We start from the raw sequence: 17,241 nt of genomic DNA, 5'->3' as shown, positions 1-17,241 counted from the left end.
TCCGGTCATTTTCGGACCCGTACCAGGTAGCAGAAGGTTAATTATGCAATTCATGACCAGTGCAGAGATACGTCAGGCTTTTCTTGAATATTTCAGAGAGCAGGGACATACCATTGTTGGGTCCAGTTCGCTGATACCCGGGAATGATCCTACCCTGTTGTTTACTAATGCCGGGATGGTGCAATTCAAGGATGTATTTCTGGGCACCGATAAACGTGACTATAGCCGCGCGACGACATCTCAGCGCTGTGTACGCGCGGGTGGTAAGCATAACGACCTTGAAAATGTGGGTTATACCGCACGCCACCACACGTTCTTTGAGATGTTGGGTAATTTTAGTTTTGGTGATTATTTTAAGCGGGAAGCCATCGGCTTTGCCTGGACTTTCCTGACACAAGTATTGCAGTTGCCTGCTGAACGTCTGTGGGTGACTGTGCACCATAGTGATGATGAAGCCGAGAAAATCTGGAAAGACGAAATCGGTGTTGATCCTGAGCGCTTCTCCAAGCTGGATGAGGATAATTTCTGGTCGATGGGTGATACTGGCCCTTGCGGACCCTGTACCGAAATATTCTTTGACCATGGTCCCGAGGTCGCCGGTGGCCCGCCGGGCAGTCCTGATGAAGACGGTGATCGCTATATAGAAATCTGGAATATCGTGTTTATGCAGTACAATCGTTCTGCTGATGGTGCTATGGCTCCTTTGCCGAAACCGTCGGTAGATACGGGTATGGGGCTGGAGCGTGTTGCGGCTGTATTGCAACAGGTGCATAGCAATTATGAGATTGACCTGTTTCGCGATTTACTGGCGGCGGCAGCTGAGGCGGTAGGTTGTGTTGATCAGCAGCAGAAATCTTTACGTGTTATTGCTGACCATATTCGTTCCAGTTGTTTCCTGATCACAGATGGTGTGGTGCCCTCGAATGAAGGCCGCGGTTATGTGTTAAGGCGCATTGTGCGCCGTGCCATTCGCCATGGTAACAAATTGGGCGCCCAGGGTACGTTTTTCTACAAGCTGGTTAAGGCTATGGCTGACATCATGGGGGAGGCCTACCCGGAGTTGCGCTTACAGCAGGCGCAAATTGAAAAAATATTATTGAAAGAAGAGCAGCAGTTTGCGCGCACGCTGGATAACGGCATGGGCATTCTTGAGCAGGCTATTGCTTCGCTGACTGGCAAGGAATTGCCGGGTGAAACCGTGTTTCGCTTGTATGATACCTATGGCTTCCCCGTGGATTTGACCGCTGATGTGGCGCGCGAACATGATCTGACTTTGGATATGGAGGGCTTTGAAGCCGCCATGCAGGCCCAGCGTCAGCGTGCCCGCGCGGCTGGGCAGTTTAGTGTGGATTATAACGAGCAGTTGCAGCTGGATGGTGAGACTTGCTTTAACGGTTATCAGGCACTGGAAGACCGTGGTCGTGTGCTGATGCTGCTGCGTGATGGTGAGGCCGTTAAGCAGCTGATCGCAGGTGAGAAAGGTGTTGTTGTACTTGAAAACACCGCTTTTTATGCTGAGTCTGGTGGCCAGGTTGGCGATTCTGGTGTATTGCGCTGGGACAAGGGTCTGTTCTCTGTTTCTGATTGCACTAAAGAGGGTAAACATCATCTGCATCATGGTGAAGTGGCCGAAGGTGTGCTGCAATTAGATGATGCCGTTGTAACCGAAGTGGATGCAGCCAGGCGTCAGGCTACCGCGTTGAATCACTCTGCTACGCATTTGCTGCACGCTGCATTGAGAGATGTTTTGGGTGAGCATGTTCAGCAGAAAGGCTCGTTAGTCGATGCTGAGCGCCTGCGTTTTGATTTTTCTCATTTTGAAGCGCTGACGGCAGAGCAACTGGAGCGGATAGAAAAACAGGTCAATGAGCAGATACGCGCCAATGTGGCTGTTGAAACTGAACTCATGTCACTGGATGCGGCCAAAGAGAAGGGCGCGATGGCACTGTTTGGTGAAAAGTACGAAGCCGATGTGCGCGTGCTGAGTATGGGGGACTTTTCGTTAGAGTTATGTGGTGGGACTCATGCCAGCCGTACAGGTGACATTGGTTTGTTTCGAATTATCAGTGAGGCGGGTATTGCTGCTGGTGTGCGTCGTATAGAGGCGGTCACGGGTGCTAATGCGCTCAGTTATGTGGATGAGACAGAATCGCTGGTGGCTGAAATAGCCAGCTTGCTTAAAGGGTCTCGTGGCAATGTGCTGGAGAAGGTCAAGCAGCTGTCTGAGCGTACTCGTCAATTGGAAAAAGAGTTGAGCCGGGTTAATGCACAATTGGCATCCGCACAAAGTGGCGATCTGCTTTCACAGGTTCAGCAGGTTAACGGCATTGCCGTGCTGGCAACTCACCTCGAAGGAGCTGACCCTAAAACCCTACGGGACCTTATGGACCAGTTAAAGAATAAGCTGGGCAGTGGAGTTGTGGTATTGCTGGCGCATGCTGATGGCAAGGTCAGTGTCGTTGCGGGTGTGACGAAGGACCTGACTTCGCGCGTCAAAGCTGGCGATCTGGTTCGCGAGTTGGCCATGATTCTCGGTGGTAAAGGCGGTGGTCGCCCCGATATGGCACAGGGTGGTGGTACTGACGTAGCCGCTATCCCTGCAGCACTTCAACGTGTGTCCGACCTATTGAACTCTATCTGATGGTTTTGTAATTGACTGTTTGACCAGGCTTTAAAGTCTGATCGGAGATATGAAAATGGCATTGTACGTACAAAAGTACGGCGGTACATCAGTCGGTTCAATCGAACGGATTGAAGCGGTAGCTGATAAGGTAAAGGGTTTTCGTGATCGCGGTGATGATGTCGTCGTCGTGCTCTCTGCCATGAGTGGTGAGACCAATCGTTTGATTGGGCTTGCCAAAGCGATTACTCCAGATCCTGATCCACGTGAGATGGATGTGCTGGTATCTACCGGAGAGCAGGTGACCATTGCATTACTGTGTATGGCATTAGCCAAGCGGGGAGTGCCTGCGCGCTCGTACACGGGTAGCCAGGTCAGAATCCTGACAGACAGTGCATTCAGTAAGGCGCGTATTCAGGATATAGACACAGGCAAAATGCGTGATGATCTGGCCGCTGGCCGGGTAGTTGTGGTTGCTGGTTTTCAGGGTGTGGATGATGAGGGCAATATCACCACTCTGGGGCGAGGGGGTTCTGATACAACCGGTGTGGCGCTAGCCGCTGCACTCAAAGCCGATGAGTGTCAAATCTACACGGATGTAGATGGCGTATATACAACAGATCCTCGCGTGGTTGGCACAGCCAGACGGCTGGAGAAAATCACTTTTGAAGAAATGTTGGAAATGGCTAGCCTGGGGTCTAAAGTTTTACAGATAAGAAGTGTTGAATTTGCCGGTAAATACAAAGTCCCCTTGCGTGTACTTTCAAGCATGGTTGACGGACCGGGTACATTGATTACAACAGAGGAAGACAGTATTGTGGAAAAGCCGGTAATCTCAGGTATTGCTTTCAATCGTGATGAAGCCAAGCTTACCGTGGTAGGTGTGCCCGATATCCCGGGTGTTGCATCCAGAATTCTGGGGCCGGTCAGTCGCGCCAATATTGAGGTCGACATGATCGTACAGAATGTGGCAGGAGATAAGACCACAGACTTCACTTTTACTGTGCATCGTAATGACTATGAAAAAGCCAGGACGATTCTAGAAAAAGTGGTAGTAGAGTTAGGTGCGCGTGAGTGCACAGGGAATAATAAAATAGCCAAAGTATCAATTGTGGGGGTCGGGATGCGCTCACACGCCGGAGTGGCGAGCAGTATGTTTGATGCCTTGGCTAAAGAAAATATCAACATTCAGATGATCTCAACATCCGAGATCAAAGTATCAGTAGTGATAGCTGAGAAGTATCTGGAGCTTGCAGTGCGTGCATTGCATTCTTCGTTCAATCTCGATGCGACTGATACTGTGTCTGAGTAATTACTAACGGCTGAGGAGTTAGGCCATGATAATTAACCTATCTGGCTGTGCTAGCTAACAAGGACCAGGAGATTCAAATGCTTATTTTAACAAGACGTGTAGGTGAAACCCTGATGGTCGGTGATGATGTTACTGTCACTGTTCTAGGTGTTAAGGGTAATCAGGTTCGCATTGGTGTTAATGCACCGAAGGATGTGTCTGTTCATCGCGAAGAGATTTATCAGCGAATTCAGCGCGAAAAAGGAGATGATTCCGGAAATGAGTAAATAATTTAAATTTCTCTTTTCACAGGGAATTTTTCTTAGTAGTATATGCGCCGTTGTTAGGTGAGTTGGCCGAGTGGCTGAAGGCGCGCCCCTGCTAAGGGCGTATAGGGGAAACTCTATCGAGGGTTCGAATCCCTCACTCACCGCCATTTTGATATATGCGCCCGTAGCTCAGCTGGATAGAGTACCTGGCTACGAACCAGGCGGTCAGAGGTTCGAATCCTCTCGGGCGCACCATCAAAAAACAACGGTAGTGTAAAATAAGTGTGCGCCCGTAGCTCAGCTGGATAGAGTACCTGGCTACGAACCAGGCGGTCAGAGGTTCGAATCCTCTCGGGCGCACCATTTACATTTCTACATCCTCTGTTTTCACTTCTGTACAATTTCTGCTGATGATAACTCCATGCCTTGTTCTTCAATGCAATGCTTTCGTGTGTCTGTAGTTTTCCCGATTCTTGTAAAAAAATTACATCTTGGTCTGAGTGTTGCTGATAGCAATAAATTTAGTTTTAATGGGGTCATTAAAAAATAGTCAGTGAGCCGTCAGTCTTGAGTGGTGCACTATACTTAAAGCTATCTGTCGAACCCTGCCTTATCCTTAGGTGTGCGGTCAAAAGCTGCCGGCAGATCAACCTGTCTTTATCGTTACAGGAGAGTTAAATGGATGAGTTGTTAGCGGAAGGCCTTTCGCTCATGCTGTTCGGCATGGGGTTTGTTGTGGTCTTTTTGACCTTGTTGGTCATTGCCACCAATATTATGTCCCGGTTGGTAATGCGTTTTGAGCCAGCGGCTGCACCTGTGGTTCCTGCCAGAGGGAGGGCATCCTCCACTTCAGCTTCCGGTCAACCGGATGACCAGGTTCTTGTCGCCGTAATGACGGCCGCCCTGCAAAAATTTCGTGCTGATCGTAACGGTCAATGAATCATTTTTAACGACATTAAAAAAAGGTTAGCCTCATGTCAGACGTTAAGAAATCGCTTGGCATCACTGAACTAGTTTTACGTGATGGTCATCAGTCCCTGCTGGCAACTCGCATGCGCCTCGATGATATGCTCCCTATTGCCGCTAAAATGGATCAGGTGGGTTACTGGTCTGCAGAGAGCTGGGGTGGAGCAACGTTCGATTCCTGTATCCGCTACTTGGGTGAAGATCCCTGGGTGCGCATTCGTGAGCTGAAAGCGGCTATGCCGAATACCCCGCAGCAGATGTTGCTGCGTGGCCAGAATTTGCTCGGTTACCGCCATTACGCTGATGATGTTGTGGCGCGTTTTGTTGAGCGAGCGGCTAGCAATGGTGTGGACGTATTCCGTGTGTTTGATGCGATGAACGATCCACGTAATCTAGAGTCGGCGATCAAAGCGGTTAAAGCCTGTGGTAAACATGCTCAGGGTACCATGTCTTACACCACCAGCCGTGTGCATACACTGGATATGTGGGTTGATTATGCCAAAACGCTTGAGGACATGGGTGCTGACTCCATAGCCATCAAAGATATGTCAGGCATTCTCACGCCTTATGATGCGTTTGATCTGGTTTCTCGCCTGAAGGCTCAGACAGATCTAGAGGTTCAGTTGCAGTCGCACGCGACTTCTGGTCTTGCCGATATGACGCTGCTGAAAGCCATTGAGGCTGGTATTGATCGAGTGGATGCGTCCATTTCGTCCATGTCCATGACTTATGGTCATACAGCAACAGAAACAGTGGTAGCTGCCCTGCAGGGGCAGGAGCGTGAAACCGGTCTTAATCTTGAATTGCTGGAAGAAATAGCCGCCTATTTCCGTGAAGTGCGTAAAAAGTACGCGAAGTTTGAAGGCTCGCTACGCGGTACAGATTCTCGTATTCTCTTGGCTCAGGTACCCGGCGGTATGTTGACCAATATGGAAAGCCAGCTGAGAGAGCAGGGTGCTGCGGATAAGTTTGATGAAGTGTTGGCTGAAATACCTAAGGTCAGAGAAGATCTGGGTCTTATTCCGTTGGTAACACCTACGTCACAGATCGTTGGTACTCAGGCCGTTATTAACGTACTGGTGGGTGAACGCTACAAGAGCATCTCTAAAGAGGTTCAGGCGATCCTTAAGGGTGAATATGGTGCTGCCCCCGCTCCTTACAATGCTGAGCTGCAGGCGCGCGTTTTGGACGGTGCTGAGGCGATCACCTGCCGACCAGCCGATATGCTGGAACCTGAGGTCGAGAAGTTGACCTCTGAGCTGAGGCAGATTGCCAGTGAAAAAGGGATGACGCTGGAAACTGGAGATAAAGAAATTGATGATGTGCTGACCTATGCACTCTTTCCACAGATAGGTCTTAAGTTTCTGGAGAATCGCAATAATCCAGATGCCTTCGAGCCTGTGCCAACAGCTGAAGATCAATTGCCGACCTCCGCTGCCGCTAAGCAAGTGGCTAAAACAGCCGGTGATTCAGGTGTATACACTATCACTGTCAATGGCCAGAGCTATGTTGTTCAGGTCGCTGAAGGCGGTGATATCTCCTCGGTGACTCCGTCTTCAGGGCAGGCTGCTCCGATCGCTGCAACAGCGCCTGCAACGGGTGGTGAGCCTGTGCCTGCTCCGCTTGCAGGTAATATTTGGAAGGTGATGGTATCCGCTGGACAGCAGGTAAAAGAGGGCGATGTGCTGATTATTCTGGAAGCCATGAAAATGGAAACCGAAGTGCGTGCTGCTCGAGCCGGGAGCATTGTCTCCGTTGACATTAAAGAAGGTGATTCTGTCCAGGTGGGCGATTCACTGATGACGATTGCGTAACAGGTGCTGATCAATGGATAAGTTACTCAGTCTCTGGTATGCCTCCGGTGCTTACAACCTGACCCCAGGGCAGGTTGTAATGATGCTGGTGGGCGTGTTGTTGCTTTATTTGGCAATCAATAAAAAGTTTGAGCCTTTGCTTTTGGTACCCATAGGCTTCGGGGGAATACTGGCAAATATTCCTCAAGCCGGTATGGCATATTCGGCTGTTGAAAATGCCATTTATTTTGCATCTCCTGGCGTACTTAATGAGCTGTCTATACTGTTGGATGCAGTCTCAACTGAAACTCATGAGTTGAAGGCTTTGTATGCCAATGCTCCTGCATCAGTGAAAGCTGCCGCAGCCTTGATGGCGCAGGATGCGGGCTACACCAATGGCATGCTGTATAACTTTTACAGTATTGCGGTGAAATCAGGTGCGGCACCTTTGCTTATCTTTATGGGCGTAGGTGCAATGACTGATTTTGGTCCGTTGTTGGCTAATCCAAGAACCTTGTTTCTTGGTGCAGCGGCGCAATTTGGTATCTTTGCCACAGTCCTCGGTGCAGTGGGATTGACATCAATGGGCGTAATGGACTTCTCTATTCGTGAAGCCGCCGCCATTGGTATTATCGGTGGTGCTGATGGCCCAACAGCTATTTACGTGGCGACGATGTTGGCTCCGCAACTCTTAGGTGCCATTGCTGTATCAGCCTATGCCTACATGGCGTTAGTGCCGATGATTCAGCCCCCGATCATGCGCTTGTTGACTACAGAACGAGAGCGCAAAATCGTCATGAGTCAGTTGCGTCATGTGTCCAAACGCGAAAAAATATTTTTCCCGATTGTACTTCTGTTGCTGGTGGCGTTGTTGTTGCCAGATGCTGCACCACTGCTGGGGATGTTTTGTTTTGGTAATCTGATGCGAGAATGTGGCGTTGTCGATCGCTTGAGTGATACAGCTCAGAATGCGCTGATCAACATAGTCACCATCTTTTTGGGTCTATCGGTAGGCTCGGTATTGATTGCGGATAAATTTCTCGACCTGCAAACCTTAGGAATTATGCTGCTGGGTATCGTCGCCTTCGCTATAGGTACGGCGGCTGGTGTTATCATGGCTAAGATCATGAATCTAATGATGGGTGGGAATGCTATCAACCCGTTAATAGGTTCGGCTGGGGTCTCTGCTGTGCCGATGGCGGCGCGCGTTTCCAATAAGTTGGGTCTTGAAGCCAATCCTCAGAACTTTCTGTTGATGCATGCGATGGGGCCTAATGTGGCGGGTGTGATCGGCTCAGCCGTTGCGGCAGGGGTGATGATTAAGTTTGTGAGTTGATTCTTGATGTAAGTTTTTTTAAAAAAAAGGGCTGCAATTGCAGCCCTTTTTGTATGAATGATCCAGATTAGTCCAGTTTGAAGTACTTCGCTCTGGCCGCCAGAAATGCCTGGTCTGTATTGTCAGTACGCGTACGCAGAATGTTCAGGGCGCTGACAAAGCTTTCGGCGGTTTTCTTGGTCAGTGCATCACCACCTTCACGAATCTCTGACAGGATATCCATGGCTGCTTTAGCACCGGCTTCAAGGATCTCGTCCGGGAACTGGTGCACGCGCACACCGTGCTGTTCAACCAGTGTTTTCAGAGCAATGGGGTCGTTGGCGTAGAACTCTGAAGCCACCTGGTCGTACTCAGCTTGACAGGCGGACTCAACGATAGCCTGCAGATCAGCGGGTAGTGCGGCGAACTTCTCTTTATTAACGACAAGTTCAGTTGCCAGGCCTGGTTCAATAAAGCTGGGGAAGTAGTAGTCTTTGCAGATCTGGTGGAAGCCCAGTGCCAGGTCATTGTAAGGACCAACAAACTCAGCGGCGTCCAATGCACCAGATTGCAGTGCGGCGTAGATTTCACCGCCAGCCATGTTGACTACGGTAGCACCCATGCGCTGCCATACCTGACCACCGAGTCCTGGGGTACGGAATTTCATCCCCTGGATGTCACTGAGGCCGGTCAGTTCTTTACGAAACCAGCCACCTGCCTGGGTGCCTGTGTCACCAGAAAGGAAGCCTTTTACACCAAATTGGTCATACACTTCATCCCAGACTTCCTGGCCACCCATATAACGCATCCAGGCAGCCAGCTCTCGCGAGGTCATGCCATAGGGTACACCGGTAAAGAAGGCGGTTGCCTGGCTTTTGTTTTGCCAGTAGTAGGATGCACCATGGCTCATTTCAGCTGAGCCTTCGATAACGGCATCGAATGTGCCTAAAGCAGGAACCAGTTCACCGGCTGAAAAAACCTGAACTGTCAGCCGACCTTCGGACATGGCGGTAATACGATCGGCAAGGCGTTGTGCGCCAGTACCCAGACCTGGGAAATTACGTGGCCAGGTAGTGACCATGCGCCAGGTAATACGGCGTTGTGCTATAGCCGGTGCAGCGACCGAGGTTGCAGCTACGCCAGCGCCTATGGCGGCACCTTTAATAAAACTACGACGTTTCATGGGAAATCTCCATTAGAGTTATTGTTTTGCAGGGTTAATTTAGACTAGAAGCGCACAAATATCGACTATTCCAGCCATCAAAATTAACTAACGGGTCGCTACAGTTGTCTGCGTTGACCTTTTCAGACTAGCCAGTCCGATCCCGGAAAAGATCAGCAAAATACCTAGCCAGTGAAACCAGTACATATTTTCTCCCAGAATCAGACTTGCCAGAAGCAGGGCCCAAACCGGAATTAAATGAATAAAGTTACCTGCGCGGTTGGCTCCGAGGATTTCTACCCCGCGATTCCAGAACAAAAACGCAAATACCGAAGCGAATAAACCCACATAAACGATGCTGTAGAATGCACTCGCTGTGAATGGCAGGGTTTTTTCTATGATGTGATGTTCGTACAGGTAAAAGGGCGTGATTATCGTCCAGCCAATGATCACAGTAATGGCGAAAAATACCTGTCCACCTATGTCAGCAGAGCGTTTACGCAACAGTACAGAGTATAGTGACCAGCTAATGACGGCGGCCAGTATCCACAAGCTGCTCATGGCACCTTGAAAAACAGCGGCAATATTAGTGGGCACCCCGCCGGTAATAATGACCAGAACACCACTTAGTGACAGGATTATACCAAGTAGCTGTCGACTGCTGATGGGTTCGTTAAACAACAGGCGGGAAAACAGTAGAATAATGATGGGTGTTGCTGAAAGTAATAATACCGCATCCGTTGCTGTGGATGTTTGCAGGCCTAAATAGACAAAGGTATTAAAGTTAGTAACCCCAAGAATTGATACACCGACAAGGTACAGCCAGTGTTGGCGAATCAGGTGACGAAGTTGCCAGAGAGATTTAGCCGTAAACGGCAGGATGACCAACAGTGCAAATAACCACCGCCACCAAGCGAGGGCAATCGGAGGTATCTCGGCAGAAACGGCGCGGCCAACAATAAAGTTGCCGCCCCAAAACAGGGTTGTAGTGGCAAGCAGTAGATAGGCTAAGTGTTCAGATTTTAGTTGCATGCGTTAATCTTAATTTTTTTGTAGCTCTATTTGAACCTGTATTCATCTTGCTTTCAAGCGCGTGGGACCGGTTTGCTGAAGTTAATATTTGACCGATGCCATTTATACCGGTATAAACGCGACACTTTGGCAAAAAATCATGACAGTTTAACCGCAGCCAGCCAGGCTTGTGTATGATCCTGATGGTGCTTACTCTATGCTTAAACAAAAACAATAGAAACCCTGAGAGGTAGTATGAAAATGCTCTCCTTACTGATTCGGTTGATTTGCCGGATCAACCTGATACTGGGTCATGTGTTTTCCTGGTTTTCTCTAGGAATTGTGCTGGTCTGTTTCACGGTAGTCGTAATGCGTTATTTTTTCTCCAGTGGCTTTGTCTGGATGCAAGATTTGTATGTCTGGCTCAATGGCATGATGTTCATGGGTATAGCCGGCTTTACGTTGTCGCAAAATGGCCATGTACGTGTGGATATCTTTTACCGCCCCGCAGGCATACGCCGTAAAGCGCTGATCGATATGATCGGTGCGATTGTGTTCATTGCGCCTTTCTTGTACATCATTACTATTTACAGCTTGCCCTACGTACAGCGCTCTTGGCGTTTCATGGAGGGGTCTGCTAATTTCGGCGGCATGCCGGGTCTTTATGTGGTGAAGTCATTTATCCTAGTGTTCGTTGCTGTAGTAGCCTTACAGGCTTTGGCTATGGTAATGCGCAGTATTTTAATCCTGAGTAATAATGAAGCGCTGGTCCCTGAAAGCTATCGCTACAAGGAAGGGGGCTAAATATGGATCCGGTTCTATTGGGTGAAATCCTCTCATTATTAATGTTTTTCTCCATCATTGGTGTCTTGATGATGGGTTTCCCGGTGGCTTTTTCATTGGCGGGTACATCGGTCATTTTTGCCGCTATCGGTCATGCACTCGGCGTGTTTGATTTGTCTAACCTCTCAAGTTTGGCTCCCCGTTACATAGGGGTCATGTTGAATGAGGTATTAGTTGCTGTACCCTTATTTATCTTCATGGGGATGATGCTGGAGCGATCCGGTATCGCTGAGCAGTTGCTGATTACCATGGGGCGCTTGTTCGGTAAACTACGTGGTGGTTTGGGCTTATCAGTCATTGTGGTGGGTGCGTTGCTTGCGGCGTCGACGGGTATTGTCGGGGCCACTGTGGTCACTATGGGGTTGTTGTCTCTGCCAGCGATGATGCGGGCTGGCTATGATCCTAAATTAGCCACCGGCGTAATTTGTGCTTCAGGTACTTTGGGGCAGATTATTCCACCGTCTACAGTGTTGATCTTTATGGGTGACATGCTGGCGGGTGTTAATCAGCAAGTGCAGATGTCTAAGGGGAATTTTGCCCCGACGCCCGTTTCAGTGGGGGACTTGTTTGCCGGTGCATTCATCCCCGGGCTGATGTTGGTGGGCATTTATATGCTCTATATGATCTACAAGGCGATTCGTCACCCTGAAACCTGTCCTGCGCTTGAAGTGACAGCTGAGGAGCGCAAGCGACTATTTCATGATGTTATTTTTACCCTATTACCACCCCTGGTATTAATTATTGCAGTATTGGGCTCGATTCTGGGGGGCGTGGCAACACCAACTGAATCAGCCTCTGTCGGTGCTGTAGGGGCCATTCTGTTGGCTGCACTTCGACGCAGACTGACCTTTACAAATATTCGTCAGGTAATGTTTGCTACCGCCAACACCACGACAATGATCTTTATTATTCTGATCGGTGCCTCCGTGTTTTCGTTGGTGTTCCGGATGATGGGTGGTGAAGAACTGGTTAGTGATTTCCTCAACAGTCTGCCGGGAGGAAAGCTGGGCGCGATTATATTTGTGATGCTGCTGATGTTCCTGTTGGGCTTTATTCTGGATACCTTTGAAATTATCTTCTTAGTCATCCCGATTACAGCGCCGATTTTGCTGATGATGGATATTGATCCCGTTTGGCTAGGGGTTATGGTGGCGGTTAATCTTCAGACCAGCTTCCTGACACCGCCGTTTGGATTTTCATTGTTCTATTTACGTGGTGTCGCCCCTGATGCTATTACCACGCGGCATATATACCTGGGAGCCATGCCTTTTGTGGTGCTTCAGGTCGTGGCTATAGCGCTGTTGATTATTTTCCCCGGCCTGATTACCTGGTTGCCGGATATGATTTACGGGCGCTGATACGAAAGGAGAGGGCAGGAAGCTCTCTCCGATCTATATGGGTGAAAGAGGCTGGTTTAAAAACCAGCCAGAACTTCAAGATGTGCCTGTACACTGAAAGCCAGTGCAACCGGATTGTAGCCCCCCTCCAGAACTGAGACGATACGCTTTTGGCTGTGCTTTTCCGCCATCTGCATAATCTGTTGTGTTACCCAGCGATAGTCTTCTTCATCCAGGTTTAAGTCGGCCATAGGATCTTCCTTGTGCGCATCAAATCCGGCAGAGATAAAAATAATATCTGGTTTATGCGCTTCCAATGCGGGCAGCCAGCATTCTTCAATGGCTTTGCGGAACACTAAGTTGTCGGAATGAGCGGCTATCGGGCAATTGACGATATTGGGGCGCTCGATTTCACAGTAGCGTTCCGGGTAATAGGGATACTGGAAGGTTGAGCATACCAGTACTTCTGGACGGTCTTTGAAGATATCTACAGTGCCATTGCAATGGTGTACGTCAAAGTCCAGTACCGCAACGCGTTCAATGCCCTCCTGCAGTAGCGCGTGACAGGCGCCGATGGCCACGTTGTTGTAGAAACAAAAGCCCATGGGGAGATTGTATTCGGCATGGTGTCCCGGTGGTCTGACAGCGCAAAATGCATTCTGTGCTTTCCCAGACAGTACCCGATTGGTGGCCAGTATGACACCGCCTACCGCCAGGTGGGCGGCATCAAGGGAGTGAGGGCAGAGTGCCGTGTCTTCATCGGTATAGACAACCCCTTCACGCGGCAGCTTCATCTCCAGTTTTTTCTGGTGCAGCTTAGCGTGTGCCAGCTGGATTTGCTCGGCAGTTGCAGGCACAGCCGTGAGTTGGTCCATGTGGTCCATGAGACCGGTACGCTCCAGCACCTTGCGGATTGCCTGCAAGCGCACCGGACTTTCCGGATGGTCCGGCCCCATGTTATGGAGCAGGCAGTCTTCGTGCGTGATGTATGCAGTTGTCATAAATTATCTTTCTCCTCATCTCTAGGTCTATTTTAGAGGAAAACCGCACGATTGAGCGTTAGGCGAAAGTTGTATTTGTGTAAATTAATCAGAGATAACTAATTTGTTGATGCAGGTCAGTTTATACAGTCTGCTGTGACGTTAAACTCTCCGTCACAGCATAGAACTGTACCTTTAGCACCTGATGTTTCACCCAGCGTCAGGTGCTTTTCTTTTTTTCAGGGGTGCGAAGCCTTGGTCAAGGATTTGGGGTTCAGCGTTTTGGGGCTCTGTGCTTTGAGGCTTGCGACGCTTGCCGATGGCTTTTTGATCCCGCAGACGTTTTTTAACTTTAGGTTTGTCATCGTCTTTCTTTTTAGCATCAGGGCGTTTTTTCTTGCCGATGGCTTTACCAGATGACTTGGTTTTAACCGGTCCCTTAAAACTGCCCTCAAGTCCTAACAGTGTACGACGTTCAAGACTGACTCTCAGATAACGCTCAATACTGCACATCAGGTTCCATTCTGAAGGCTCGATCAACGAGATGGCTGTACCGCTTTCACCAGCACGTCCGGTTCGCCCGATTCGGTGCACATAATCATCACCGCTGCGTGCCATAGCGAAGTTCACTACCAGATCTATCCCTTCTACATCCAGTCCGCGTGCCGCTACGTCTGTGGCAACTAATATCTGAATGCGGTTTTCGCGGAACAAATTTAGTACCTGGCGTCGTTTGGGTTGATCCATATCACCATGTAACACCGCGGCGCGATGTTTTTGGTAGCGCAATACATTACCCAGTTGATCGGCCGCAACGCGGGTGTTGGTGAATATCAATGCACGACTGTAGACTTCTTGGCTGAGTAAGCGATTTAGGAGTCGTTCTTTGTGTTTGCCATCATCGGCCAGGATCGCTTGTTGAGTAATGGCTGCAACCTGAGTTCTGGCATCACTGAGTAACAGTGATTCAGGGTTATTCATCACTTGTTGGGTCAGGTTGTGAATGTCGCCGGTGTTCAGTGTAGCTGAAAACAGTAAGGTCTGACGCTCTGGGCGGCACTGGGTGGCTATTTTCAGTACGTCTTCACTGAAACCCATATCCAGCATTCGGTCAGCTTCATCCAGTACCAGGATTTCCAGGTCGCTGAGGTCGATAGTCTGGTGTTCCAGATGCTCAATTAAACGACCGGGTGTGGCCACTAGAATTTCTGGATTTTTACGCAGTTTCGCTGCCTGCTCTTTGAACCCTTCACCCCCATAAATGCTCAGTGATTTGATCTGAGTGAAAGCGGCTAGCTGCCCACAGGATTTAGCCACCTGCTCGGCCAATTCTCGTGTGGGTACCAGAATCAGTGCGCGTGTGGCTGTTTTGGGCGATGGTGTGTCGATAAAACGTTGTAGCATTGGCAAAAGAAAGGCAAAGGTTTTACCGCTGCCTGTCACCGCACTGATCATTAGATCCTTGCCACTGAGAGCGGGAGCAATGGTGGCTTGCTGGACGGCTGTTGGGGTAGTAATGCCTTGAGCATCCAGGGCTTTCTGGAGGCGCTCATTGAGTTGGATATCAGTAAACACTTAGGGTCTTTCTCCTGCTTGTAATTGCGCTAATGCTAGCAGAAATAGGCTGGTTTGTCGGATAAAAGCGTGAGTTGTCATGAAAATGTTGTGGTGACCAGGCTGAGTTGAATAATAAAATTCACTTGTTGGTCTCGGGGTTTTCAGTTATTTTAGCGCATTATTCTCATAGTAATCTTATATTTATGCGTAATATATTACTTCTGACTTTACTATTATTGCTGACAGGTTGTTTTTCTGCGGGTCGACAAGTCAGCCAGCCATTGGTGCCTGCGCCCACAATGGCGGGGCTACAGGGTGATGTTCGTCTGGTGCTGGAGCAACAGTATCAAGCCTGGGTCGGTACCCCTTACCGACTGGGAGGGGCCGACAAGCGGGGGGTAGATTGCTCGGCCTTGGTGCAGAGTATCTTTACCGAAGCTTTTGATGTGCAGTTGCCTCGTACCACTAGCGAACAAGTCGCGACTGGTGATGTCGTTGCTCGCCAAGCTCTGCAGCCTTTGGATCTGGTTTTTTTCCATACTGGGCGCACTCAGCATGTAGGCATCTACCTGGGTCAGGGTGAATTTTTACATGCTTCTACCAGTCGCGGTGTAATGATTTCCAAGCTGGATAATCCTTACTGGAAACGTAACTTCTGGACGGCGCGTCGTCCAGTTGATGCGTTGCAGATAGCCAGCTTATAAAAAAGCCCACCTAAGTGGTGGGCTAAGTTAAACGTTGAGGATTATCGATTAGCGTCCCATACGGCGAATTGCCTGGGGGGTGAAGTCACGGTAATCAAAGCGTTGACTGAAGTCATAGCCTATACCTTCTTCATTAGTCAGACCGCCTACCAGATAACGTCCAGATTGCAGATCGTAGAAGGTTTCAGCGACTGCCCAGGGTACCTGAACGTCACGGTACTGAAACTGGTGCATTTCACCGACACGCCAGAGCTCTCCACGCCCGTCATAATGATCCACGGTGGCGATCTGCCAGGTGTCTTCATCAATATAAAAAGTACGTTTGCCATACACATGGCGCTGTCCATCTTTCAACGTGGCTTCAAGCTTCCAGACTCGATGTAGTTCATAACGGGTATGATCCGGGTTCAGGTGGCCGGCATGGAGCAGGTCGCTGTAGGGCAGGTTGCGATCTGCCAACTTCCAGCTGTTATATGGAATATACAACTCCTGTTTTCCGACTAGATTCCAGTCGTAACGGTCTGGTGCTCCATTGAACATATCCAGGTTATCTGTGGTGCGCTGGCCATCGGTTGCTGTGCCTGGCGCATCATAGGCAATGTTGGGAGCCAGGCGTACCCGACGTTGCCCTGAATTGTAGGTCCAGGCCTGACGCGGTTGGGTAATCTGGTTCATGGTTTCATGTACCAGAAGAATGTTGCCGGTCAGTCGAGCAGGTGCCGTGACCTCCTGGACAAAAAAGAACAGAATATTGTCATGGCGCTCGCCTTCGCCCTGGTCTTTCAGATAGCTGGGCCAAGAGAGTTTTTCGTTGATGCGTACCGGAGTGAAACTGCCATTGGTTTGTACCGGAACCTGTACAAAGGTACGTTCCAGCGCGCCACCCCGGTAGCGGGTCATGTGGTTCCAGATGACCTGTAGACCATTCTCGGGAATCGGAAAGGCCAGCGCCTCAGTGAAACCTTCTAAACCGTTACCATCGGCAGTCAGTCTGGCATTGTCCAGATTGCGTTTAGCTGCTGCATAGATGCTATCCGGTAATGCCGCTGTGCGGTGGGTTGGATAGACGGGTATCTTGAAGCTATCAGGATAGCGTTGAAACAGAGCTATCTGGCCTTCAGAAAGCTGGTCCTGGTAGTCTGTATAGTTGTCAGCAGTAATCACAAACAGGGGTTGCTCATCAGCAAACGGGTTTGCATAGCGGTCATCACTAGGGGCTATGCCACCGTCCCAGGCTGGAATAGTGCCAGCTGCATTGCCAGCCCGTTCAGCCCCCATTGGGGTCAAGTCCTGTTCCAGTCGCTCAGGACTGGCATAAATGGCGCTGCTCAGGGACAGAAGCAGAGCACTGCAAAGCAATTTCTTTGGAAGGTTTAGCTGTGTCATTATTATT

The 17,241-nt window shown here is 49.6% G+C and carries 14 protein-coding genes and 3 tRNA genes; 12 read left to right on the top strand and 5 right to left on the bottom strand.

Annotation, left to right across the window (positions count from 1 at the left end):
- Nucleotides 1-52: 52 nt before the first annotated feature.
- The 9 genes from alaS (at nt 53) to ACN0R1_RS08165 (ending at nt 8,275) form a co-directional block, all read left to right on the top strand.
- Nucleotides 53-2,641, top strand: coding sequence for an alanine--tRNA ligase (gene alaS, locus ACN0R1_RS08205; RefSeq protein ID WP_417581885.1), 2,589 nt, complete (start codon nt 53-55; stop codon nt 2,639-2,641).
- A gap of 55 nt (nt 2,642-2,696) precedes the next feature.
- Nucleotides 2,697-3,932 carry an aspartate kinase gene (locus ACN0R1_RS08200; RefSeq protein WP_417581739.1) on the top strand — a complete coding sequence of 412 codons (1,236 nt, stop codon included), beginning with the start codon at nt 2,697-2,699 and terminating at the stop codon, nt 3,930-3,932.
- A gap of 77 nt (nt 3,933-4,009) precedes the next feature.
- Nucleotides 4,010-4,198, top strand: a complete 189-nt coding sequence (csrA, locus tag ACN0R1_RS08195) for a carbon storage regulator CsrA (protein WP_417581737.1) — start codon at nt 4,010-4,012, stop codon at nt 4,196-4,198.
- Between the two features lie 59 nt (nt 4,199-4,257).
- Nucleotides 4,258-4,347 (top strand) — tRNA-Ser (locus ACN0R1_RS08190).
- A gap of 11 nt (nt 4,348-4,358) precedes the next feature.
- A tRNA-Arg gene (locus tag ACN0R1_RS08185) sits at nt 4,359-4,435 on the top strand.
- A gap of 31 nt (nt 4,436-4,466) precedes the next feature.
- Nucleotides 4,467-4,543: transfer RNA gene (locus tag ACN0R1_RS08180), tRNA-Arg, on the top strand.
- Between the two features lie 315 nt (nt 4,544-4,858).
- Nucleotides 4,859-5,119: an OadG family protein gene (locus tag ACN0R1_RS08175; protein WP_417581729.1), complete on the top strand. Its 261-nt coding sequence runs from the start codon at nt 4,859-4,861 to the stop codon at nt 5,117-5,119.
- Between the two features lie 35 nt (nt 5,120-5,154).
- Entirely contained in the window at nt 5,155-6,960 is a 1,806-nt protein-coding gene (gene oadA / locus ACN0R1_RS08170) for a sodium-extruding oxaloacetate decarboxylase subunit alpha (protein ID WP_417581728.1), read from the top strand.
- Nucleotides 6,961-6,973: 13 nt separating this feature from the next.
- Entirely contained in the window at nt 6,974-8,275 is a 1,302-nt protein-coding gene (locus tag ACN0R1_RS08165; RefSeq protein WP_417581726.1) for a sodium ion-translocating decarboxylase subunit beta, read from the top strand.
- Nucleotides 8,276-8,342: 67 nt separating this feature from the next.
- Here the strand turns inward: ACN0R1_RS08165 and ACN0R1_RS08160 are convergent, their stop codons facing one another.
- Nucleotides 8,343-9,437 (bottom strand): TRAP transporter substrate-binding protein, encoded by a 1,095-nt coding sequence (locus ACN0R1_RS08160; RefSeq protein WP_417581724.1) that lies wholly within the window; start codon nt 9,435-9,437, stop codon nt 8,343-8,345.
- Nucleotides 9,438-9,524: 87 nt separating this feature from the next.
- On the bottom strand, nt 9,525-10,448 hold the full coding sequence (locus tag ACN0R1_RS08155) for a DMT family transporter (protein ID WP_417581722.1): 924 nt from the start codon (nt 10,446-10,448) through the stop codon (nt 9,525-9,527).
- Nucleotides 10,449-10,682: 234 nt separating this feature from the next.
- Here ACN0R1_RS08155 and ACN0R1_RS08150 point away from each other — a divergent pair, with 234 nt between their 5' ends.
- Together ACN0R1_RS08150 and ACN0R1_RS08145 are read left to right on the top strand one after the other, a co-directional pair.
- Nucleotides 10,683-11,231, top strand: coding sequence for a TRAP transporter small permease subunit (locus ACN0R1_RS08150; protein ID WP_417581720.1), 549 nt, complete (start codon nt 10,683-10,685; stop codon nt 11,229-11,231).
- Between the two features lie 2 nt (nt 11,232-11,233).
- Nucleotides 11,234-12,628, top strand: a complete 1,395-nt coding sequence (locus ACN0R1_RS08145) for a TRAP transporter large permease (protein ID WP_417581718.1) — start codon at nt 11,234-11,236, stop codon at nt 12,626-12,628.
- A gap of 56 nt (nt 12,629-12,684) precedes the next feature.
- On the opposite strand, the gene ACN0R1_RS08140 is transcribed toward ACN0R1_RS08145, so the two are convergent.
- Together ACN0R1_RS08140 and ACN0R1_RS08135 are read right to left on the bottom strand one after the other, a co-directional pair.
- On the bottom strand, nt 12,685-13,608 hold the full coding sequence (locus ACN0R1_RS08140) for a histone deacetylase family protein (RefSeq protein WP_417581716.1): 924 nt from the start codon (nt 13,606-13,608) through the stop codon (nt 12,685-12,687).
- A gap of 189 nt (nt 13,609-13,797) precedes the next feature.
- Nucleotides 13,798-15,162 (bottom strand): DEAD/DEAH box helicase, encoded by a 1,365-nt coding sequence (locus tag ACN0R1_RS08135; RefSeq protein ID WP_417581714.1) that lies wholly within the window; start codon nt 15,160-15,162, stop codon nt 13,798-13,800.
- A 185-nt stretch (nt 15,163-15,347) separates the two neighbouring features.
- Here ACN0R1_RS08135 and ACN0R1_RS08130 point away from each other — a divergent pair, with 185 nt between their 5' ends.
- Nucleotides 15,348-15,848, top strand: a complete 501-nt coding sequence (locus ACN0R1_RS08130) for an NlpC/P60 family protein (protein ID WP_417581712.1) — start codon at nt 15,348-15,350, stop codon at nt 15,846-15,848.
- 48 nt (nt 15,849-15,896) lie between these two features.
- Here ACN0R1_RS08130 and ACN0R1_RS08125 read toward each other — a convergent pair whose 3' ends face one another.
- On the bottom strand, nt 15,897-17,234 hold the full coding sequence (locus tag ACN0R1_RS08125; protein WP_417581710.1) for a DUF1329 domain-containing protein: 1,338 nt from the start codon (nt 17,232-17,234) through the stop codon (nt 15,897-15,899).
- Nucleotides 17,235-17,241: the final 7 nt, after the last annotated feature.

It is taken from the genome of Nitrincola sp. (assembly GCF_048264025.1).
In the GTDB taxonomy this organism is placed as follows: domain Bacteria; phylum Pseudomonadota; class Gammaproteobacteria; order Pseudomonadales; family Balneatricaceae; genus Nitrincola.
Note: the sequence above shows the minus strand (reverse complement) of the source record. Positions and strands in the feature narration are given on the sequence as shown.